Here is a 22458-nt window from a genome sequence, read left to right as displayed (position 1 = left end):
CGTGAACAGTAACCTTCTCTTTACTTTTTCAGTTTGGCACGGACCCATTTAAGTGCCTGGATAACCGGCAGATTGGCAATGGACAAGCCATACACTGTGAAAAGCTGTGCCATGTTCAATGTCTGCACGCTGAAGATCTTATGCAGACCCGGTATCATCAACACAGAGGTGATCAATACTAATCCTAACACAAATGCACCGATGAGGTAAATATTATTAAAGAATTTCTTAGTAAATAAAACAGGTCTTACGGATTTGCAGTTAAATCCATGGACAAGTCTGGAGGTACACAGGGTACCGAATGCCATAGTCATAGCCAGCAGCGGACTCTGCTGATATCCAATGTAAAAACCGATCATAGTCATAATACCGATCACAAGGCCTTCTGTCCCGATATAGGAGAGAAAATCTCTGGTCAGTATGGACTCATTCATGGGACGGGGTTTTTCCTTCATGACATCTTTCGTATGAGGTTCCAGTCCCAGGGCGATAGCCGGAAGGCTGTCTGTCAGCAGGTTGATAAACAGCAGATGCACCGGCGCAAACGGTACGGGCAGATTTGCAAGGGATGCATATAATACTGCCAGAATTCCCGCAAAATTTCCTGAGAGCAGGAACTGGATGGCACTTTTAATGTTCTTATAAACATTTCTGCCGTTTTCCACGGCTTTGACGATGGTTGCAAAGTTGTCATCCGTCAGCACCATGGATGCAGCATCCTTGGAGACCTCAGTTCCCGTTATCCCCATCGCCACACCGATGTTGGCCTGTTTTAGAGCCGGAGCGTCATTGACGCCGTCCCCTGTCATGGACACAATATTTCCCTTTTCCTGCCATGCCCTGACAATACGGATCTTATGTTCCGGTGAAACACGCGCGTAGACGGAAATGCCTTCCACAAAGTCCTGCAGCTCCTCATCCGACATGTTCTCGATCACAGCGCCCTCACAGGCTTCTGATTCGTCCTTCAGAATACCGATACGTTTTGCGATAGCCGCTGCAGTCACCTTGTGGTCACCTGTGATCATGATGGGTTTGATTCCCGCACTGATACATTCCGCAACCGCGTCCTTTGACTCCTCACGCGGCGGGTCCATCATAGCGATGAGTCCCAAAAATACCAGGTCCTTTTCATCTTCCACACAGAGCTGTTTACCATTTTCCACTCTTTTATAGGCAAATGCCAGAACACGGAGGCCATTTCTGGAGAAATTCTGGTTCTGGTTTTCAATGGCAATGCGGTCCTCCTCTGTAATGGGCACGATCTCACCATTTTTCTGGATGGAACAGACACGGTTTAAAAGAACATCCACCGCGCCTTTTGTGATCATGGTTGCACCCTCTCTTAAATTATGAAGGGTGGACATCATTTTACGGTCACTGTCAAAAGGTACCTCACTGCATCTGGGGTATTTGTCACGTACTACCTCTGCGGGGCGTCCCAGTTTATCCCCCTGATTGATGAGGGCCGTCTCTGTGGGGTCTCCAATCTCCTCGCCGTTTTTATTGGTGGAGTCATTGCAGAGGATGCTGTGACGGAGGAGCTGTTTCTGTGCCGGGTCATCCAAGTCAATATCCTTTGCCGGAATCTCACGGCCCTCCACATAGTAATATTCCACAGTCATTTTGTTCTGGGTCAGGGTGCCTGTTTTGTCTGAGCAGATGATAGATACACTTCCAAGACCTTCTACCGCCTGCAGTTTTCTAATGATGGCATGTTCCCTTGCCATCTTCTGTGTTCCAAAAGAAAGCACAATGGTGACAATAGAACTGAGCGCCTCCGGGATGGCTGCTACAGCAAGGGCCACGGCAAACAGGAATGCCTCTCCCCAGGATTCTCCCCTGAAAACACTAACTCCAAACAGAATGCCGCAGAAAACCAGGATTATGATGGACAGCTTCTGTCCAAACTGGTCCAGGTTCATCTGCAGGGGTGTCTTTTTCTCCGATGTGGTTTTCAGCAGCTTCGCAATTTTTCCCACCTCTGTCTCCATGCCGATGGAGGTTACAAGGAAGGAACCCCGCCCGTAGGAGACAAAGCTTCCGGAGAACACCATATTGGTTCTGTCACCAAGAGGCACCTGGCCTTCGATGGGGTCTTCTGTCTTATCCACACCCAGACTCTCACCTGTCAGTGCGCTTTCATCTACTTTGAGGCTGGCATTTTCCAGAATGCGTCCGTCAGCCGGTACATAGTCCCCGGCCTCCAGCATGACAATATCGCCTACTGTGACCTGGTCAGACGGTATCTTTGCCACATCTCCGTTTCGCAGCACTTTTGCCTCAGGTCCTGACATGGCTTTCAGGCTGTCAAGAGACTGCTCTGCCTTCACGGTCTGCACGGTGCCCAGAATGGCATTCATGGTGATCACCACCAGGATGACAATGGCACTTTCCATTTCTCCCAGGACACCGGAAACAATGGCAGCTACGATCAGGATGATAACAAGGAAATCCTTGTACTGCTCAAGGAAAATCTGCGGAATGGATTTTTTCTTTTCTTCCACCAGAGCATTAGGGCCGTATTTTTCCTGATTGGCCTTAATCTGTTGGTTTGTCAAAGGCTGCGTACTTCCATTGATGGTTTTCTGCGCCTCTGTCCTCGACATTTGATAAAATTCTTTCATTCGCTCTCCTCCAAACGTTTTTTGCGGAACCTATGCACTGCTGCCATAGTTCCATGTGCGGATACATCTAACTATTCAGCAGGTCTGCGCATTTACTGCGCCGACCGTAAGAAAATATTCAGCAGCCAGGCAAAGATCCCATCGCCAATGGCGCTTCTGCATGGATTTTTGCTTGCAACTGTGAAGGTACTGAACAGTTACGGACACATACTACTTATCTCTAGTGTGCTTTATAAAAACCTCTTTCATACCGTTTTGCGTTACAGGCTCTGTAAAGACCAGTGGTCTCTTATGGCCTGTAACGCAAAAAAGCGAGGCTTTTACTGCACAACAAGCATGCAATAAAAGTCTCGCTGTTTCATCACGATACGGACGGGATTTCTCCCATCGAGATTGACGATATCGCAAACGCCTGCGGCGCCAGCTACTCCCTCTTATTAATGGATACTATAACCGATTGGCTTTCAACTGTCAATGACAAATTTGGAAAATATTCCTGCCAGCCGATGTGTATTGACTCTTTTGCCTTTTTCTTGAATAAAGTCTCCGGAAGACTTATAATGAAAAAAACACGGAAAACTATCACCGTCCTGTTGAAATAGCACAGTGGATTTCTGCGCCTGTCATTATCGGCGGCAAAATGTAGATTGGCGGCAGCGCTTTTATTCCGCCGGGTGTGACCATTGGCAGCAATGCAGTCATCGACGCGGGAAGTGTTGAGACATAATCTATTTCTGACAACTATATTGCTGTGGGAAGCCTCTGCAGTGTAATACGGGAAAATTGTAATATCAATTTAGGAGGAAAACATGAAAGCTCCAGGCAAAATGGTAAAAGTAAATGATACATATATGCACGTTTTCTCTATATCCCCTTCAATCAAGGCAATACATACCCCTATTGTATTTTTGGCCGGTTCCGGCACGGAATGTCCTACATATGATTTTAAACCATTATGGAATCTGCTGAAAGAACAGTTCCATATCATAGTAGTTGAGCGCCCAGGGTATGGATGGAGTGGACAGAGCAATCATCCGCGGGATATTAACACCATCCTGGAAGAAACAAGAGAAGCCTTAAGGCAGGCAGATATAACTGGCCCATTTATTCCGGCAGCCCATTCCCTTTCCGGCCTGGAAGCCATATACTGGGCACAAAAATATCCCGCCGAAGTTGCTGCCATCATAGGACTTGACATGGCTGTCCCACAGGTATATCGGTTTATGGAAACGCCAAAATACTTTTCTCTTCTGGCTCGGTTTGGACACCTTCTGCGCAGACCGCTTGCAACAGTTATGGTTAAAAATCATCCTGCTGTGAAAGATAATATTTTGGATAAAACGGAACGGGCGGCAATGGAATTTATTACTTCCAAACAATTGCTAAGTAAAAATATGATGGATGAAATAGACCATGTAAAAGAAAATGCTGCTAAAGTTGAAAGAGGGAAATGCCCTCAGGTTCCCTTGTTGTGCTTTTTATCAAATGATAAGGCAAATCTGAAAAGAGTTCCTGCATGGGGCCAAATACAAAGGGATTATTTTTTCTCTAATGAGAACGCCCATTTCATTGATTTAACATGCGGCCATTATGTTCACCGGGAATCCCCTGATATAATCGCTGAATCAATAATTCAATTTTGGTAACTGTTCAGCCGGCAGAACAGTTACCAATTTTCCCATGCGGCTAACAGCCTATAAGGTGACAACATTCAAAATTCTGTATTAGTGATACCTCTCCCGACAGGCGTAAACATAAGAGGTAACACACATCTGCTTTTTCTCCTCTACTCCAGATACATATCCCTCAATCTCTCTGTTTTCTCATCCGTAAGCCCCAGCCGCTCCCTCAGAAATGCATCTGTACTCCCACACTGTCTCTCTGTCTCCGCAAACATAGCCTCTATGTAACTTCTCTCCGTTCCGTTTAAAATACGGATTCCATTTAGAATGCGTTCGTTCTGAACCTTTTCAGCCACCTTTGCGATCATGGCCTCTGTCTCCGGCTCCAGATATCCGTTCGTCAGGAGATAATCCCGGATGATCACTTCCCGGTCCACGCCCAGCGCGGTCAGAAGAAGTGCTGTGGCTGTGCCCACCCGGTCTTTTCCTGCAGAGCAGTGCCAGAGGACAGCCCCTTCTTTTTGAGCTAAGAGGATCTCAAAGAAATGTTTCAGCCCTGTGACGGAAAAGGTGTCTGAGGCAAGCGCCAGATAGATGGCTTCCATTTTTTCTTTAGGATGGTTTTCTGCCTCTTTCAGCAGATCCTGGATCATGGCAGAAAGACTGTCCGCCTGCTCCTGGCCTTCCCTGGTGATTCCCAGCATGGTGTCACTTAAAAGGGGATCATGTATGAATTCTATTCCCTTTATCTCGGGGTCCGGCAACTCAGTTCTCTCGCCGTTCGTTCTTAAGTCCACGACTGTTTTCAGTCCATATTCCTCTGTCAGACGCCTGATATCAGACTCTGTACATTTTCCAAGGGCACCGCTCCTTATCAGGCGGTGAGGTCTGATGCTCCTGCCGTCCTTTCCTGTATATCCTCCCAAATCCCGTGTATTATAAACAGGGCCTTCCATTTCAATCCTGCTGCACATAGTATCCTCCTCCATAAATAAACTGTAATGTGTAACTGTTTTGTGCCCTCGCAGTTACAGGCAAAAGTCCATGCAAAACCGCCTCCGGGCCAAAGATTCCGCGTACGAAAATGGGGCTGCCGCCTGCCGCGTCTGCTGTCCCGCAGAGTAGGCCGTCCGCATCCCCATTTCATATTTTCAGTTATGCTATTATTTTACCACCGGAAGGAGGCTGATTGCAAAGGTAAATTCATTTTCAACAAAGCGGTACTGCTCCAGAAGTCTGGGACCGCAGCTGTTGGAACCGATACCGTTCTGGCGGTAATCCAGACAGAGCACGGTATAAGGTGAAGCGTTCAGCTCATAATTATGAGCCTTTTCGGTAAGCTCCTCCTGGGTATATACTGATGCATTAAAGGAGAATGTACCGGCGCTGACTGCTGCAAGGCTGATTCTGCTACCCTCCGCCTTCACATAATCACAGTCATCGTGACTGCCGTTCTCCTGAGGACGGATATAATCTTCATGCAGGTCTTTTACACTGGCATGGAACTCATCATGATAGCTTGCTTTCCGTTTGTCCTGATAGCTTTCCACAGGGCCTAATCCATAATATCTGATCTCAGCCATATCACGGGGCAGGAACAGACGAAGACCAAATCTTGGAAGTTCCGGGAATTCCGGATCTTTCTTCACATCCAGCTTCACGTCAATCCTTCCGTTGGCATGAATGGTCCATGTGGCATCAATATCCAGAATCCTCTGGATGATGATCGCTGAAACCGACAGAACCGTGTGGATCTGCACCTCATCCTCCAAAACGGTATAGTCTGTGCGGTAAGCTCTGGTCACGATCTTGTCGTATTTTGCTTTTCTCCAGATATTCTTTATGTTTCTGTCGTTGTCTGTGGGTGCTCTCCAAACGTTGTATTCCATTGGGCGTTCCAGTACTTTACAGTTTACATAACTAAGTTCGGAGAATAACCCGGTAAGCTTGTCGTAGGTGTAGGAGAATTTATCTGTGCTCACAAACAGGTTTCTGTCATCCTGAGCCACACTGAATACAGGCGGCTGCCCAGCCACTTTGCCTGTTTCTCCTGATTCCTCTGTCACTTCCAGAATCTTGACAGCTTTCTGGTTTCTCATATCCTCTGTCTGAAGCTGCATTTCATCAAAGCCCAGTTTAAAGCCTTCCGGCAGGAATTTTGTTGCATTCTGCAGATGGTATTCCAGTTTCAGATAGCATTTGCCGGCTTTGGGCACCTCATAAGAAAGTGCAAGGATCCCCTCATTGTGCGCACTGATATCCGGCATATTGTCCGGGCAGATCTCTCCTTCTCCAATAATGGTCCCGTCACAGTTTACAGTATAAGTGATATAGAGATAGTCCTTTAAGTTTACATAATCCATGTAATTGTGAAGAACTGCCTCTTTTTTCTCCTGGTCAAAAGAAACCACTCTGGCCGGGCGGTGGACATTCTTAAACTCCCGAAGTCCGGTATGGGGTGTACGGTCAGGGTACACCAGTCCGTCCATACAGAAATTGCCGTCCTGGGGATATTCCATATGGTCCCCGCCGTAGGCGTATTTCTTTTTGCCCTCAATGGTCTTGCCCATGTAAATGGCATGGTCACACCACTCCCATACAAAACCGCCGCAGGCGCCGTCATACTGCTGGATAACCTGGAAATAATCCTCAAAGTCACCGGGGCCGTTGCCCATTGCGTGGCAATATTCGCACATAACATACGGTTTGTCGGGATTCTCCGCAAAATACTGATGGATCTCCTCAATGGCAGGGTACATCCGGCTGTGCAGGTCTATGTTGGAATAATCATACTTTTTATCCTTTGCTGTATAGCGGGCGCTCTCAAAATGGGTCAGTCTTGTATGGTCAAATTCCTTTGTCCAGGCAAGCGCTGCCTCAAAGGTGCATCCATATGCACATTCATTTCCCATGGACCAGATCACCACGCAGGGACGGTTCTTGTCTCTGTGCACGCAGCGCTGTGTCCTGTCCACAGTGGATTCTGTAAAGGCAGGGTTATCCGCAATGGCATGGTTCCATCTGGATGCCCTCTCCTCCCAGGAATCATCCTCCATATAGATATCCGCGGTTCCATGGCTCTCATTATCCGCCTCATCTATGACAAAGAAACCATATTCGTCACAGAGCTGATAGAACTGCGGCGCATTTGGGTAGTGGCTGGTACGGATACAGTTGATATTGTGCTCTTTCATGAGCTGTAAATCTTTTTTCATCTGTTCCAGGCTGATGGTAAATCCTGTGACAGGGTCACTGTCGTGACGGTTGGTGCCGTGGAATTTCACTTTTATTCCATTTATGTAAACCACTCCGTCTTTGCTGCAGATTTCACGGATACCCATGCGGTCCGTGATGACCTCTCCCCCTGCTTCCAAAACTACGGTGTACAGGTATGGTTCCTCCGCGTTCCAGAGAACCGGGTCCTGAAGGGTTATACTGATCCTGCCGTCCTCTGTAACCTGGCTGCTCTCGGCTGCCAGACTTCCCTCTGCATCATAGACAGAGATTTTTACAGGCACCGCTTCATTGAAATACGTCACTGCTACGTCCACTGCCGCGCTCTTTCCATCCGGCGCAATATCTGTTGTCAGGAAATAGTCAAAAATTCCCTGTGCAGGACGTTTGAGCAGATATACATCCCTGAAAATGCCGCTCATGCGGAATTTGTCCTGGTCCTCCAGATAACTGCCGTCGCACCATTTCAGGACCAGCACCGCCAGGGTGTTCTCGCCCTCTCTCAAAAAGCTGCTCACGTCAAATTCACTTGTGGAATGTGATACCTGACTGTAGCCCGCATAGCTGCCGTTTACCCATACATAAAAGCAGGAATCCACGCCTTCAAAATTAAGATAAGCTTTTGGAGCACTTTCATTTTGTGCATAATTGAAGGTATGTACATAAGCACCGCAGGGGTTCTCCTGGGGCACATACGGCGGGTCCATAGGGAATGGATAACGTGTATTGGTGTACTGGTGCTTGTCATATCCAAAATTCTGCCAGCATCCCGGTACAGGGATCTCCTCAAAACTTCCTGTATCGTATCCCTCTCTGAAGAATTCTTCTTTTAGGTCATAGATACTGTCAAAATATTTGAATTTCCAGTTACCGTTCAGAAGCTGGAATCTGTCGGAATTCTCTCTGTTCTCACACAGGTCGTCTCTCTGTGTGCCGGCAGGTATATAATAGGCCCTGTTCGGCATGGTGTTCTCGTGCAGCATGTGAAGGTTTTCATAATATCTGGGTACAATCATTGGTCATAGCCCTCCTGAAAATGTATTTTATACTGTGACTTTTCCGGACCGGCGCAGTAAATATGCGGACCTGCCGAAAAGCCGCCTCATACTGCCTATTATAAAAGACAGAACAGCAAAATCCATATCCTGTATTAGACAAAACATGCACAAAATGATACAATCAAGAAAAGAAAGAACAAAACTGCAAAAGCAAAGAAGGAGCACCGCCCTATGTATGTAAACACCGGATATCTGAACCACGCGGAAACAGATTTGGAAAATATGCAGGTTCCCCTGCGCATTAACAGCAGCGGAGTATATAGAGTTATCTCCCGCCCTTCCATGTCCACATTAAGACCCAAAGGCCGGGCCGATTACCAGCTTATCTATATTGCTTCCGGGAGTGCCTGGTTTACCATAGGCCAGGAAAAAGTGGAAGTGAGTGAGGGGAATATGGTCCTTTTGCGGCCCTTCGTCCGCCAGGAATATGTGTATTACGGAAAAGACAAGCCGGAGGCCTTCTGGGTCCACTTTACCGGATACCGGGCAGAATCTCTCCTAGAGGAAGCCGGGTTTACACAAAATCAAATTCTCTATGCAGGTGTGTTCTCTGAATACAGGGATCTTTTCTTCCAGATGATACGGGAACTTCAGGTGTTCCGCCCTGCCTATGAGGACCTGCTTCCTCTGCTTTTAGAGCAGCTTCTTCTGCTGGTGCGCCGCCACTGCATGGAGGGGCCGGGGGAGAGACACAGGATTCAAAAAGAGATGGAAAAAGCAATCCATTACTTTAATGAAAATTATTACCGGGACATAAAAATTGAAGAGTATGCCAGACAGCAGCACATGAGCACATGCTGGTTTATCCGCAGCTTTAAGCAGTACATGAATGTGCCGCCTCTTAAGTATCTCACCTCCGTCCGAATCCGCAGGGCCAGGGAGCTTTTGGAGACTACGGACTATACGGTCAGTGAGATCGGAACATTGGTGGGATATGACAATCCCCTGTATTTCAGCAGGATCTTCAAAAAGCAGACAGGGGTGTCTCCGGCGGGATACCGGAAAACATGACCCTGTCTGCACAGATGTTTTCTATGATTCTGCCAACAGCTCCCGAATCCCCTTGGCGGCATCCTCATCCAGGACCACCAGGCCTCCCGGAAGAAGCTTCAGGACAGTACCCGGCAGTTCTTGTGTGGGCTGTGTATAATACATTTTCTTTACAATATCCTGCTTTGCCTTTCCCGAAACCTGCAGGATCACCTTCTTTGCCTCAAACATGTGATGTACTCCAAGTGTGATTCCCCTGGTCAGTTTCATAGGGCCGGAGAAATATTTCTGCCCTACATTCATGGTGGTCTTCGACAGGTTTACCACCTTGGCATAATCCTCAAAATCTCCTCCCGGCTCGTTCAGTCCCAGATGGCCGTTCATACCCAGCCCCAGCAGCATAAGATCGATGCCCCCGCGGCTGGATATGATCCCATCTATCCGCCTGCACTCTTCCTCCAGATCCTCTGCATGGATCTGAAACAGATGCATCTTCTCCGGCCGGATCCCCAGCGGGCCATACAGGTGCTGCTTCAAAAAGTTTGTACAGTTTTCGCTCTCGTCCTCCAAATCCAGCCACTCATCCAGCGCAACAAATTCCGCCTGGGAAAAATCAATAAGTCCCTGTTCTTTCATTTCCTTCAGGATCTCACAGGTCCTTACCACCGTGCTGCCTGCCGGAAAACACAGCAGCGCGTCCCGCTTCTCATCCAGACACGCTTTCACAAGCTCTGCGCACCGTCTGGACATACCTTCCATATCCGGCATAACTTCTGTTGCCGGAATCTTAATGGGAAGACATGCTCCCATATTTTCCGCGATCTCTTCCATGCAGTTAGGCAATGTTTTATCCTCCTTGTTCTGTATAATACAAGCCGTACAGTGATTCCTGTATTTGCAGGGAATGTACGGACATCTGCATATTTTTTTCATGCTCTCACCTCTTTATTATCTGCTCTTAGCCCTTCACTGCACCCATAGCAAGACTCTTCTGAATGTTCTTGCTCAGAAATACATATAAAAACAGCGTCGGAATAGTGGCAATGGTCAGCCCTGCACCGATAAGTCCCCATTTGGTAGAATATTTTCCCACCATATCGTTGACGCCCACGGTGATGGTCTTATACTTTTCTCCGCTTACAAACGCAATGGCAAGCATCATCTCATTCCATGCAGACAAAAAGGTAAGGATAGCAACCGTAGACAGTATGGGCTTTAACAGCGGCATAATGATCTGCCAGAAAACCCTGTAAATATTTGCCCCGTCGATAAATGCGGCTTCCTCCAGCTCTTTTGGCAGCGACTCCAATGTCCCCACCATCAGCAAAATAGCCGTGGGCATGGCAAATGCCACATAGGGGATAATAAGCGCCCAGTAAGTGTCCAGCACGGGTTTCATATTTACAAACAATGGAAGCAGCACCGCATGGATGGAGAGCATCATCCCTGTCAGGAAAATGAAATAAACCAATTTGCTCAGTTTCCATTTCAGCCGCACAATGGCGTAAGTAGCCATAGCGGACAGTATCAGAGTAAATGCAATGGTAAGCCCGGTAACCACTGTACTGTTAAACAAATATCTGCCCAGATGGGCCTTTTCAAAAACCTTAGAATAGTTTTCCCACTCCCAGTTTTCCGGCAGCCCCACAATATTTCCCCCAAAGATCTCACGGTTGCTTTTCAGGGAAAACGTAAACATCCAGTAAAGCGGAAACAACTGGATCACTGTAATAAAGAGTAAAATAATCGTTTTAACCGTACCGGTCTTCTTTAGTTTTGAATTTCTCCTTTTCATACCGGTTCCTCCTAATCTTTCTGGATATGATTAAATATTTTCTGAACCACAAACGTAAATACCAGGCATTCCAAAATAATGAAGATTGCTATGGCACTGGCATACCCATATTCATTTGTCACAAATATCTTCTTGTACATCAGAAGCGATGGCACTTCTGAGGCGTGGACAGGTCCGCCGTTGGTCAGAATATATATCAGATCAAAGGATTTCAGGGAACCGATGATGGCAAAGATCACACAGGCTTTTATCATTGGCACGATCATCGGTATGATGACCCTCACAGCAGTCTGGAATCTGTTGGCACCGTCCACATGAGCCGCCTCGATGATCTCCGGTGAAATGGACTTGGCTGCAGAATACAGCAGCAGCATATGATATCCGATATACTGCCATACCATGGGAACAAAGCAGGCCAGAAGCGCTGTCCCCTTATCGCCCAGCCATTCCCTCTGCAGAGCATCCAGTCCCACAGCTCCCAATCCCATGTTTAAAAGGCCATAAGAAGGGTGATAAATCTTCAGCCACAGATGTGCAATGATCGTGCCTGAAATAATGACCGGGACAAAAAATGCATTTCTGTAAAAGTTCTCACCCCGGACGCCGCCGGCAAGCACCAGCGCCAATATCATGGAGATGGGGAGCTGGATAAACACAGAAGCAGCGGCCAGTAAGATTGAATTCCAGATGGATTTAAAAAACAGAGGGTCCTGGAACATTTTAATATAATTTGCCGCACCGATAAATTTTGCCTCAGTCACCCCGTCCCAGTCCAGCAGGCTGTAGCCTGCTGACTGAAACACCGGGAACAACGCAATCGCGCAAAACCATATAAGTGCCGGCAGTACAAAAATACATATTGCTTTTTTATCCCTCAATGCTCGTTCCATACTACTGCCTCACTTTCCCTCTCTGTACTTACTCCGTATCCCCTTTTTTCACCTGAACCTGCGCCTCCTGCATTCCCGCTGCAAATTCTTCCGGTGTTGTTGTACCGGCGATCAGTCCCTGGAGCAGTTCGTAATGTTTCTCTATTGCGGTTCCTTCCAGGAAAGTATCCCAAGCCAGCACATAACCGTCCGCATCTTTGATCAGGTTTTCAATCTGCTTTAAAGTGGGGCTTACCTCGGACTCATCTACATCTACCTTCCATGCCGGAAGGCTGTCCCCGATTTTGTATGCCTCCTCAGACATATATTTTGTGATCCCTACCGCAAATTCATATGCCATATCCGGATATTTCGTGTTTGCGTTCAGCATGATCATATCAATGGCACCCCCTGAGAAACTGTTGACACCGCCTTTTCCTCCATCCACTGTTGGCATTGGCACTGCCTTGATCTTTCCCTGGATATCATTCTCATCGCTGTCGCAGCCTGATGCCACCCAGCTTCCGCCATAGTACATGGGAACCATTCCCATATAGAACTCCTCCTGAGCTTCTTCCGCCCCAAGTCCCAGCGTTCCATCCGGAAAAGCACCTGCTTCATTTAACTCGCACAGCAGTTGGGCGGATTTTACGATTCCCTCGGTATCCAGGGTCTCCTCACCCTGCAGCGCACGGTTCATGTAGTCCGCGCCTTCTGTCCGCACTGCAAGGGCATTCTGGATCATTCCGATATGCCACCCGTCCTTTGCCCCCAAAGCCATGGGTGTCACATCCTCGGCACGGAAGGCCTTCACTGCCTGAAGCAGGTCTTCGTATGTCTCCGGTATCTTTACGTTGTACTCCTCAAACAGTTCTTTATTGCAGAACAGGGCGCCTGCCCACTGTTTCAGCGGCAGACCGTACACTTTATCATCATATGTGCCATATGTAAGCGTACCGTCCAGCAGCTCGTCCTTTGTATTATTTTTCTCCATCAGTTCATCAAGCTGGAGCACATTCCCTGCATCCACATAATTCTTCGCGTAACCCCCGCCCCAGCACACAAACACATCTCCCTGGGAACCTGTTGCGGCTGCAACTTTCAGTTTATTATTTTGATATTCAACCTCCTGTGTTGCAACAGCCTCAATATGCACATTGGGATGCTCTTCCTCAAACTGATCCACATAGCTGTCTACGATCTCACTCATCTCCGCATCCGGCCATATATGCCAGAAGGTCAGGTTGATCTCATCCTCTGATGCCTGGCTGCTCTCACTTTTCCCCGATTCTTTCTTTTCCTCTGAACTGCCTCCGTTTCCGCCGCATCCCATCAATGCCACCGCCATAGTTCCTGCCAGTACAAACCCCAATACTTTTTTTGCTCTCATATTTTTTCTCCTTTTCCCACTAGATATTTTCCAGCCTTCTCACCGGAAATCTGCCTGCTCCTTCTTCAATGTTCCCATAAACCTTACCCGTCATGATTTTGTTCGTTCTTTTCAGCCCCATCAGCACTGCTCCTATGACCGGCTCATATTCGGCTGCGATCACATTGGCTCCGGGTATCCTTTTTAATATTTCTTCCTCCACTGCTTCCTGAAATCCCCGGAATTTACACTTAAAGATACTTCCTGAGAGTACAATATCCGTGTCGCACCCCAAAATTCCCATTTTGTTCATGCGCGCTTCCAGGAAGGACACTATTTTTTTTCCATATTCTATCCAGATGTCCCCTGCCGTCCTGTCACCCTCCCGGGCAGCTTCCTCAAGTATGATCGGCAGGCTCAGATAGTCGCTGCTCTTGATCTTTCCTGTGACCTGCATATAGAGCAGTTCATCCACGGTACGTGCCTGAAAATGTTCCAGCAGACGCGGTGTCAGCGATGTCTTTTCCAGAAGCCCCATATGAGCGTCAAACACTGCCTGGACCGCCTTTTTTCCCAGACTCCAGCCTCCCTGATACTCATCCGGAATATAAAATCCATACACAAAACAGTCCTCCCCGTTCTGTACCGCGCAGTTCAGACCTGAACCTGCGCACAGGATTCCGCACTGCTGTTTTCTGGTTGCGGCACGCATGGCAATGATACAGTCATTTACAATTTTCACATCCGATTTCGGAAAATGTTTCTGTAACTCATTTTCCAATAGTTCTGCCTCGTAATCCCAGTCGATTCCTGTGAGGCCTCCCAGAACTGCTGTCACATCCTCTCTTTCCAGGCCGTACCCGCAAAGAGCCTGGTCAGCAGCCCGGAGGATTGCCTGCACCGCATATTCCAGGCTGGTGCTGGAATGGCATGCCCCGTAGCTTTTTCCCATCCCCAGAAGATTTCCCTCCTGGTCGGCTAAGACGGCATGGGTTTTACTGCCGCCCTGATCAATACCCAATACATATTTCATACTGTGCCTCCTGGCTTATAAATGAAATTGGGGCAGATATTCTTTGTTGGCTTCCAGAAGCTCAGGTACCAGCTTCTCCACATATTCCCATTGGCGGACAAGGGGATGTGCCAGGAGTGCCAGCTTCATCTTTCTCACGTCGCCCTCCACTGCCGCTTCCACGGCAAGCTGCTCATAGTTCTTGACCGCTGCCACCAGGCCCCAGCACATGGATGGAACTTCCGTCACATGCAGCGGCTGCATCCCTGTCTTGTTTACAAGGCACCCCACTTCCACCACTGCGCTGTCAGGCAGGAAGGAGACAGCACCTTTGTTTGGTACATTTACCACCATCTTAGTATCCACATTATTATAGACTGCATTCACGAAGCCCATAGCCACCTCAGAATAACCGCCGCCCCCTCGTTTTGCCAGGGCTTCTGGCTTCTCGCAGTTTGTTTCATCCGCATACGCGGCATATACATCCTTTTCCAAGTCCTGCACATACTCACCGCGTGTTTTTGGCGCTGCCTTGAATTTGGCAACTTTTTCATTGGTATGGTAATACCACTGCAGATACGGACTTGGGATCACGCCTAAAAGCTTGATCAGTTCCAAATCCACATCATCGTTCTGTGCTGCGATCTTTTCAAACTCTGCCTCTGTGACAGGGCGTCCGTCAATGGTGATATTGCTGATGAAATTCATATGGTTCAGTCCCATGTAATCATACTGTACCTGTTCATAGGGGATGCCCAGGGCCCGTTTAGCCCACATTTTGGGGAAAATACCTCCGGAACAAAATCCCGCGATATTGGCGTTGGTGTAACGGGTAACAGCCTCCGTCACAAGACCTGTGGGATTGGTATAATTGATAAGCCAGCCATTAGGAGACAGTTCCTCCATTTTTTCGGCCACCTCGAGCATGACCGGAATCGTCCGGAAGGCCTTCATCATTCCCCCTGCCCCAGTGGTTTCCTGGCCTACCAGATTGTACTGCAGAGGGATCTTTTCATCCCTTACTCTCTGTTTGTTGCCTCCCACTCTTATCTGGGTATCCACGAAATCCGCACCATACAACGCTTTGTCCAGGCTGGTAGTTGCACGGATCTCCACATCCAGCCCAAGCTTTTTGGAAAATCTTCTGCAGAATCCCTCCATGATCCCCAGTCGTTTTTCATCAATGTCATAAAGCATGACCTCTTTTACCGGAAGCTGTTCCTTTCTCATCGCCATTTCGTCCAGCAGTTCCGGGGTATAGGAGCTTCCTGCTCCCACAATTGTAAATTTCATTCCCTCCATATGATTGACCTCCTTTATTGTTTGTGTAGCGCTCCACATTTCCCGATAGAAAAAACACATCCTTCACATGTGCCTGTTTCTGTTGTGTATCGTTCCACATTTATCTGAAAGAACAAACAAGGAATATTCCTTGTTGTCCTAATCATTCATTCTGTTGTCTCACGGATGACCAGTTCCGGTTTTATGATGATCTTCTGTCTCGGTGTCTCCGGGTTCTGTATCTGCCCGAGAAGCACCTGCACTGCTTTTGCGCCCACCTCATACAAGGGCTGGCGGATCGTTGTCAGCTTCTTCAGTCTCTTCTCCACACCCCAGGGCTTGTCATCATCAAACCCTACAATCTTAATCCCTTCCGGTATGCGGATCCCTGCCTCCTCAAGCGCTATCATGCCTCCAAAGGCTGTATTGTCCGCACCAAAGTATATGGCATCCGGCAGTTCCTCCCTGCCATGCCCCATAAGCCAGTTCTTCACAGCATCATAGCCCTGGTCAACACCAAACTCCTCGCACTCCACAACGGATATGTATTGTGCCAGGCCCTGCTGCTCCATGGCTGCCAGATATCCCTGCCATCTGCGCAGCCCCGCTTTTGTTCCTTTAGCGCCTGTGACATGCATAATGCGTCTGCATCCCTTTTCCACTAAATGGTCAACAGCCAGCTTGGAGCCATAAGTATTGTCCACCAGGACGTTGTTTACATTGGCGTCCTCCACCTCATTCTCCACTACTACAAAAGGAAATTCCATCTCGGCGCGTTTGCGGATCAGGTCCGCATCATCCAGATCACTTCCATAGATGATAGCTCCGTCTGTGGCCCCGTTGCTGAAAAAATCTATATAGTTTTCCTTCTCTCCTCTGTCATTTCTCCCACTGCAGAAGATAACACGGAAATGGTTTTCTTTCACGGTATCTTCCACCCCTTTGATCACATCAAAGAAATACTGTTCTGTCAACGAGTCCAGGATAACCCCCACAACATTTGTCCTCTGCAGTACCAGGGACCTGGCCAGTGTATTTGGCTTGTAATGAAGCTCTTTCATGGCCTCCCGAATGCGGCTCCTTGACTCCGGGCTTACACCTGACTGGTTGTTAAGGACCCTGGATACCAGTGTCTTTGACACACCTGCTCTCTTTGCCACATCATATATTGTCACCATATTGTATCTCCTCTTTTCATGTACAATCCTATCATGTGTATCGTTCCACGTCAATATCTTTTTGTGCATTATATCTAATTCCTACCTATTACACAAAAATATGTCGGTATTTTCTGTAATATTTACTGAAAATAAAGACTTTAATCTGCTGCCTGCATTTATAGACATGCTCTTTACCCTCATGTTATAATTCTTTAAAGAAACAACAGATTCGGAGCAAAAAAAAGTTATGCAGACGCACTTTGGCCAATTGGTACAATAATATAAATGCAGATTTAATAGGGGAATACATTATGGATAATATGGATAAATACTTTGCCCTCTTAAAGGAAGGTGGTGCAGATCTAACTTTAACGATTAAAACAGATACCATACAAACAGCGGCATGGACGATTTATCGTTGTAAGTATGGATGTAATACCTACGGCAAAAGTCATTGTTGTCCGCCAAATTGTCCAACATGGAATGAGACACAAGAGATGATAAACTGCTTTCAATACGGAATCTTATTTCGTTGTCATGAGATGAGCATAGTAACGCCGCTGGCTGTTAAAGTGGCAAGAGAATTGTTTTTAGATGATTACTACAAGGTCATCGCTTTTGGCAGCGGACCATGTAAAAAATGCCAGAAATGCAACCCAAACAACTGCAATTTCCCGGATAAGACGGTCCCCGCTATGGAGGCTTGCGGAATAGATGTTTTCGGAACTGTTCGTAATAATGGAATTGAAATTCATACTTTACGTGAAAAGGGACAAGTGCAAAATCATTTTGGACTACTGCTTGTTGAGTAAAATAAATGCCGCGGGAAATGTGCCATGATGCAGCACATCCCCGCGGCATTTTCTCTTTATTTTCCGCTTAACAAATCTCGGCACCCGCCGGCATATCCTTATCCGGTGTCATAAGAGCCAGTTCTCCGTCCAGCCCCTCTGCACACAAGATCATTCCTTCAGATAAGATCCCTGCCAGTTTTGCAGGCTTTAGATTCACCAGGACCATTACTTTTTTGCCTACCATATCTTCCGGCCTGTAGCTTGCCTTGATACCGGAGACGATCTGTTTTACCTGACTTCCAATCTTCACCTGGGAGCAAAGAAGTTTTTTGGATTTTTTCACTTCCTCGCAGGAAATGATCTCACCCACCTGGAACTGCATTTTCATAAAATCATCAAATGTCACTTCCGGTTTAGCCTCTATATCCACAACAGGCTCCTCTTCCTTATTCTCTTCTTCCGGTGCGTTATCTGCCGCCTCGGCTGCACGCATAGCTTCAACTTTTTCTATGATTTCTTTCACATCAAGACGTGCAAAGAGAATTTCCGGCTTCTCTGTCACTTTGCTGCCTGACGGATATAAACCGAAGTGATCCAGTTCCTCATAGGACCTCTTTGCCGCATTTAACTGGGACAAGATTTTCTCTGTGGTCTCCGGCATAAAGGATTCCAGCAGGGATGCACCCATACAGATGCCCTCAACCAGATTGTAAAGCACCTCTGCCAGACGGTCTTTCTTGCTCTCGTCTTTTGCAAGTGCCCACGGCATTGTCTCATCTATATATTTGTTGCAGCGTTTGAACAGGGAGAATATTTCCGTGATGGCGTCCGCCACACGAAGCTCTTCCATTTTGTCCTCCACTTTTTTCTTTGTTCCAAGGACAACTGCCTTTAAGTCCTGGTCAACCGGCTCGGTCACACCCGTACCGGTCACAATGCCGTCAAAATATTTGTTGGACATGGAGATCGTACGGTTTACCAGATTTCCAAGGGTGTTGGCCAACTCGGAATTCAAGCGCTCCACCATCAGTTCCCAGGTAATGACACCATCATTCTCAAAGGGCATTTCATGCAGCACGAAGTAACGCACAGCATCTACCCCGAAAAAGTCTACAAGCTGGTCTGCATAGATGACATTCCCTTTGGATTTGCTCATCTTGCCGTCCCCCTGTAAGAGCCAGGGATGTCCGAATACCTGTTTCGGAAGGGGCAGATCAAGGGCCATCAGGAAAATGGGCCAGTAAATAGTATGGAAACGGATAATGTCTTTACCGATCAAGTGCAGATCTGCAGGCCAGTCTTTCTTAAACTGCTCTGTACTCTCCCCGTCACAGTCGTATCCGATTCCGGTAATGTAGTTTGTCAGGGCATCCAGCCACACATACACCACGTGTTTCGGGTCAAAATCAACCGGGATTCCCCATTTAAATGAGGTCCTGGACACACACAGGTCCTGGAGTCCCGGAAGCAGGAAATTGTTCATCATCTCATTTTTTCTGGAAACCGGCTGGATAAATTCCGGATGTTCATTGATGTGGTCAATCAGGCGCTTTGCATATTTGCTCATCTTAAAGAAATATGCCTCCTCTTTGGCCGGAGTTACAGGGCGTCCGCAGTCCGGACATTTGCCGTCCACAAGCTGGGACTCTGTGAAAAAGGATTCACAGGGAGTACAGTACATCCCCTCATAATGCCCCTTGTAGATGTCACCCTGGTCGTACAGTTTTTTGAAGATCTTCTGTACCTGTTTTTCATGATGATCATCTGTGGTGCGGATGAACTTGTCATAGGAGGTGTTCATCATATCCCAGATATTTTTAATTTCCCCTGATACCCGGTCTACAAATTCCTTGCAGGTCACACCGGCTTCCTCTGCCTTCATCTCGATCTTCTGACCGTGCTCATCTGTTCCTGTCTGGAAGAACACGTCATAACCCTGCTGTCTTTTAAATCTGGCGATACTGTCAGCCAGCACTGCTTCATAAGTGTTGCCAATGTGCGGTTTGCCTGAAGTGTAGGCAATCGCTGTGGTGATATAATATTTTTTCCTGTCCATTTGTATCTCCTTTACTTTCTTGTGGAACAAAAAAACACCCGTCCCCTCATTATGAGAAGACGAGCATCCTAACCCGTGTTACCACTTCTTTTTATCCGCGCCTCACAGCACAGACCTCATCAGGTACCTACATACCTTCCCGCTGTAACAGGCGGAACCTGTCGCAGCCTTGCTGCCCCTGCCGCTTATGTCAGGTTACAGTTCGGTGCGCCTCTCAGGAGCCATCTTCCGCACAGTCCTCTTTGTTCCTCTCAGCACCCGGAACTTCTCTGTAAAAGAAAATCTGTACATACTCTCTCCGTCCTCGTGTTTCCACTATAAATTTCATGCTAGCACATTTCCTGTTTTTTGTAAAGCCGGAAATTTTGTCTTTACGGTCAGTGGGTAACAGTTCAGACAAGCTGAACTGTTACGTCAGTGGCTCATACCTATTACCATGCCCAGAATATAAGGTACCAGCCAGACAAGCCAGACAAAAATACTGAATTTGTGAAAGCTTTCCTGTTTCTTCTTATCTTTCTTCACAAGCACAAGAGTTGCCCATAATGCGTGAAAAAGCATCAGAACAATGGCCAGCGCACCTGTTATGCCGTGAAGACCCATGCCGTTCTGTGCCCCGCCGCCTTCTTTTGTGATAAAGCTCATGATCGTAGTACCGGTGGTGTCAAAAACAAGGCCAAGCCAGAAAATGAAAACATGCTGCTTTTTCAGGGTATGCGCCCTTCGCTCTGAGAAAACACCTATGGTATAGAAAACAAGCGCCAGTGTAATGGTTATTATAGCCATGATCAGTTTCATGTCCATAGAAATATGCCCCCTTTATTTTTATATATTGCCAGCTATCCCGTGTCCTGCAGCAGCCGCCCGGCAGGGCAGAAAATGCTGCACAATTACAAGCATTACCCTATTATAGCACGCCTGCCCGGAAGCACAAGAGAAAAACCGGAGGACAGGGCAATTTTCCATTGCTCTGTCCTCCGGCTCTTATATATCCCGTCATTTCGGGTCTCTCTTTTCGATATAACCAAGGATCACTTCCGTACTGGCGGCTGATCGTGATGATGGTCTTTTCCTGCATCGAAATCCCTCCTGACTTATAATCCCATAAACAAATCCGGCATATGCGCTGCCGATGTTATGGCATTCCTGTTATCCATATTCTTTATGGTTCCCATATATTTGTCGTATTATTATAATTCTCCGCGGGATTCACGTTCAATAAGCTCCTGCATAATAGCCGGATATTTTTTATCCAGCTTGTAGAGGGTCAGGGTTATAAGAACTGTCACCCAGACAACAAGAGGGCCGAATTTATAGATATTAATGATCATATCCACCGCCGACTGGGGCTGCATGGCAGAACCGGCGGAAGAACTGATATAACCGGCTGCCGATAAAAGTCCTGTGATTATTGCCGAAGACAATCCGGCTCCCAGTTTCATTCCCACGGAACTTCCTGCAAAGATCAAGCTCTCCTGTCGAATATGTGTCTTCCACTGACCAAATTCAACCACATCTCCAAGGAAACCAAATACTACCGCATTCAAAGGCGCAAGCCCAACCGCACGGACGATGCAGCTCATGACCATCCAGGGAAAACTGGTTGGGTTCAGGAAGAAAACAAGCTGACCGATAAGCGCAAGCCAGATGCCGGCCAGGGACATATTTCTCTTTCCAAACTTTTTCAGCAGAACAGGACAACAGAATGTCACTGCTACGATCAATAGGGTCTCTGTCAGATACAGGGTACTGTACATCCAGGTATCATTACCAAATATGTATTTGCAGTAATATGGGAGTATGGTTCCGGTAATGCAGTAAATTCCGTTCTGCATAGTCCATAAAACCACAACCGCCCAAAAATACTGGTTACATACAAGTGCTTTTAATGCACTTTTTACTGGAACCTTTTTCTGGTTTTTCTTTGCTTCAATCTCCACTTTTTCCTCACATTTGAAAAAGCAGATCAGCAGGAGCACAAGAGCTATGGCTGCCCACATTGCCATTGTTTTCACCCAGGCTGCCTGATCGTCTCCAAACAGTTTCACTACCGGCATAGTACAGGTCACAGCCAATATACGGCCAAAGGGGGACAGCCCCATCCTGACGATACTCAGCATATCCCTCTCGGATGAAACCCTTGTCATCATAGCGGAAAGACTGCTGTAGGGAAGGTTGATAGCCGTATAACAGACTGTATTGCAGAAGTTATAAGTGACAAACATATATAAAAATTGAATGCTCACCTTAGACTGGGGAACTGCAAACAGCAACACTGCCGAAATTGCAAAAGGTACGCACATCCACAGCAGCCAGGGCCTGGATTTTCCCCACCTGGTATTGGTTTTTTCCACAATGATCCCCATTATGGCATCTGATACACCATCGAAAATACGGGATAAGAGCATAACTAATCCTACGGTTGCTGCATTGATACCCACGTAATCCGTATAAAACAGTGTGAGCAGCGTACTGATCATACCGAAAACCACATTGCAGGCCGTATCGCCGCATCCGTAAGCTACACGTGTCCCCCAGCTCAGTTTCCCGCCTGACTGCTGTATTCCTGTAGTGTTTTCATTTTTCATACC

Annotated in this window: 16 protein-coding genes; 3 read left to right on the top strand and 13 right to left on the bottom strand. The window is 47.3% G+C overall.

The genetic code is table 11. The annotated features are described in order from the left end of the window. Positions 1 to 20: 20 nt before the first annotated feature. On the bottom strand, positions 21 to 2627 hold the full coding sequence (locus CI595_RS15940) for a cation-translocating P-type ATPase (protein ID WP_095174618.1): 2607 nt from the start codon (positions 2625 to 2627) through the stop codon (positions 21 to 23). An 809-nt stretch (positions 2628 to 3436) separates the two neighbouring features. Between CI595_RS15940 and CI595_RS15935 the strand changes: the two genes are divergently transcribed. Beyond that, a complete protein-coding gene (locus CI595_RS15935; RefSeq protein ID WP_095174617.1) occupies positions 3437 to 4273 on the top strand; it encodes an alpha/beta fold hydrolase in 837 nt (278 codons plus the stop codon). A 140-nt stretch (positions 4274 to 4413) separates the two neighbouring features. Here the strand turns inward: CI595_RS15935 and CI595_RS15930 are convergent, their stop codons facing one another. Together CI595_RS15930 and CI595_RS15925 are read right to left on the bottom strand one after the other, a co-directional pair. Further along, a complete protein-coding gene (locus CI595_RS15930; protein WP_162291898.1) occupies positions 4414 to 5223 on the bottom strand; it encodes a tyrosine-protein phosphatase in 810 nt (269 codons plus the stop codon). 189 nt (positions 5224 to 5412) lie between these two features. Beyond that, entirely contained in the window at positions 5413 to 8499 is a 3087-nt protein-coding gene (locus CI595_RS15925) for a glycoside hydrolase family 2 TIM barrel-domain containing protein (RefSeq protein WP_095174615.1), read from the bottom strand. A 213-nt stretch (positions 8500 to 8712) separates the two neighbouring features. Here CI595_RS15925 and CI595_RS15920 point away from each other — a divergent pair, with 213 nt between their 5' ends. Continuing rightward, on the top strand, positions 8713 to 9552 hold the full coding sequence (locus tag CI595_RS15920; protein ID WP_095174614.1) for an AraC family transcriptional regulator: 840 nt from the start codon (positions 8713 to 8715) through the stop codon (positions 9550 to 9552). A gap of 21 nt (positions 9553 to 9573) precedes the next feature. Here the strand turns inward: CI595_RS15920 and CI595_RS15915 are convergent, their stop codons facing one another. The 7 genes from CI595_RS15915 to CI595_RS15885 all read right to left on the bottom strand — a co-directional run bounded on the left by CI595_RS15915 (position 9574) and on the right by CI595_RS15885 (position 17035). After that, positions 9574 to 10464: a glucosamine-6-phosphate deaminase gene (locus CI595_RS15915; protein ID WP_095174613.1), complete on the bottom strand. Its 891-nt coding sequence runs from the start codon at positions 10462 to 10464 to the stop codon at positions 9574 to 9576. Between the two features lie 25 nt (positions 10465 to 10489). Further along, positions 10490 to 11326 (bottom strand): carbohydrate ABC transporter permease, encoded by an 837-nt coding sequence (locus tag CI595_RS15910; RefSeq protein ID WP_095174612.1) that lies wholly within the window; start codon positions 11324 to 11326, stop codon positions 10490 to 10492. Between the two features lie 11 nt (positions 11327 to 11337). Continuing rightward, on the bottom strand, positions 11338 to 12216 hold the full coding sequence (locus CI595_RS15905; RefSeq protein WP_095174611.1) for a carbohydrate ABC transporter permease: 879 nt from the start codon (positions 12214 to 12216) through the stop codon (positions 11338 to 11340). Positions 12217 to 12244: 28 nt separating this feature from the next. Further along, positions 12245 to 13585 (bottom strand): extracellular solute-binding protein, encoded by a 1341-nt coding sequence (locus CI595_RS15900; RefSeq protein WP_095174610.1) that lies wholly within the window; start codon positions 13583 to 13585, stop codon positions 12245 to 12247. 19 nt (positions 13586 to 13604) lie between these two features. After that, positions 13605 to 14597, bottom strand: coding sequence for an N-acetylglucosamine kinase (locus CI595_RS15895; RefSeq protein ID WP_095174609.1), 993 nt, complete (start codon positions 14595 to 14597; stop codon positions 13605 to 13607). Between the two features lie 15 nt (positions 14598 to 14612). Next, a complete protein-coding gene (locus CI595_RS15890) occupies positions 14613 to 15878 on the bottom strand; it encodes a 6-phospho-beta-glucosidase (protein ID WP_095174608.1) in 1266 nt (421 codons plus the stop codon). A gap of 146 nt (positions 15879 to 16024) precedes the next feature. Next, complete coding sequence (locus CI595_RS15885; protein WP_162291897.1) at positions 16025 to 17035, bottom strand: LacI family DNA-binding transcriptional regulator; 1011 nt, start codon at positions 17033 to 17035, stop codon at positions 16025 to 16027. 293 nt (positions 17036 to 17328) lie between these two features. Between CI595_RS15885 and CI595_RS15880 the strand changes: the two genes are divergently transcribed. Next, a complete protein-coding gene (locus CI595_RS15880) occupies positions 17329 to 17829 on the top strand; it encodes a DUF2284 domain-containing protein (RefSeq protein WP_243135185.1) in 501 nt (166 codons plus the stop codon). A 67-nt stretch (positions 17830 to 17896) separates the two neighbouring features. Here the strand turns inward: CI595_RS15880 and metG are convergent, their stop codons facing one another. The 3 genes from metG to CI595_RS15865 all read right to left on the bottom strand — a co-directional run bounded on the left by metG (position 17897) and on the right by CI595_RS15865 (position 22455). After that, positions 17897 to 19897: a methionine--tRNA ligase gene (gene metG / locus CI595_RS15875; RefSeq protein ID WP_095174606.1), complete on the bottom strand. Its 2001-nt coding sequence runs from the start codon at positions 19895 to 19897 to the stop codon at positions 17897 to 17899. 384 nt (positions 19898 to 20281) lie between these two features. Continuing rightward, positions 20282 to 20671 (bottom strand): HsmA family protein, encoded by a 390-nt coding sequence (locus CI595_RS15870; protein ID WP_095174605.1) that lies wholly within the window; start codon positions 20669 to 20671, stop codon positions 20282 to 20284. Positions 20672 to 21057: 386 nt separating this feature from the next. Then, complete coding sequence (locus tag CI595_RS15865; RefSeq protein ID WP_095174604.1) at positions 21058 to 22455, bottom strand: MFS transporter; 1398 nt, start codon at positions 22453 to 22455, stop codon at positions 21058 to 21060. Positions 22456 to 22458 lie beyond the last annotated feature (3 nt).

It is taken from the genome of Blautia hominis (genome assembly GCA_002270465.1).
Classification (GTDB): Bacteria; Bacillota; Clostridia; order Lachnospirales; family Lachnospiraceae; genus Blautia; species Blautia hominis.
Note: the sequence above shows the minus strand (reverse complement) of the source record. Positions and strands in the feature narration are given on the sequence as shown.

Coding starts and splice junctions, on each gene's coding strand:
- CI595_RS15940 (WP_095174618.1), bottom strand. CDS start 2,627: ATGAAAGAATTTTATCAAATGTCGAGGACAGAGGCGCAGAAAACCATC.
- CI595_RS15935 (WP_095174617.1), top strand. CDS start 3,437: ATGAAAGCTCCAGGCAAAATGGTAAAAGTAAATGATACATATATGCAC.
- CI595_RS15930 (WP_162291898.1), bottom strand. CDS start 5,223: ATGTGCAGCAGGATTGAAATGGAAGGCCCTGTTTATAATACACGGGAT.
- CI595_RS15925 (WP_095174615.1), bottom strand. CDS start 8,499: ATGATTGTACCCAGATATTATGAAAACCTTCACATGCTGCACGAGAAC.
- CI595_RS15920 (WP_095174614.1), top strand. CDS start 8,713: ATGTATGTAAACACCGGATATCTGAACCACGCGGAAACAGATTTGGAA.
- CI595_RS15915 (WP_095174613.1), bottom strand. CDS start 10,464: ATGAAAAAAATATGCAGATGTCCGTACATTCCCTGCAAATACAGGAAT.
- CI595_RS15910 (WP_095174612.1), bottom strand. CDS start 11,326: ATGAAAAGGAGAAATTCAAAACTAAAGAAGACCGGTACGGTTAAAACG.
- CI595_RS15905 (WP_095174611.1), bottom strand. CDS start 12,216: ATGGAACGAGCATTGAGGGATAAAAAAGCAATATGTATTTTTGTACTG.
- CI595_RS15900 (WP_095174610.1), bottom strand. CDS start 13,585: ATGAGAGCAAAAAAAGTATTGGGGTTTGTACTGGCAGGAACTATGGCG.
- CI595_RS15895 (WP_095174609.1), bottom strand. CDS start 14,597: ATGAAATATGTATTGGGTATTGATCAGGGCGGCAGTAAAACCCATGCC.
- CI595_RS15890 (WP_095174608.1), bottom strand. CDS start 15,878: ATGGAGGGAATGAAATTTACAATTGTGGGAGCAGGAAGCTCCTATACC.
- CI595_RS15885 (WP_162291897.1), bottom strand. CDS start 17,035: ATGGTGACAATATATGATGTGGCAAAGAGAGCAGGTGTGTCAAAGACA.
- CI595_RS15880 (WP_243135185.1), top strand. CDS start 17,329: ATGGATAATATGGATAAATACTTTGCCCTCTTAAAGGAAGGTGGTGCA.
- CI595_RS15870 (WP_095174605.1), bottom strand. CDS start 20,671: ATGGACATGAAACTGATCATGGCTATAATAACCATTACACTGGCGCTT.
- CI595_RS15865 (WP_095174604.1), bottom strand. CDS start 22,455: ATGAAAAATGAAAACACTACAGGAATACAGCAGTCAGGCGGGAAACTG.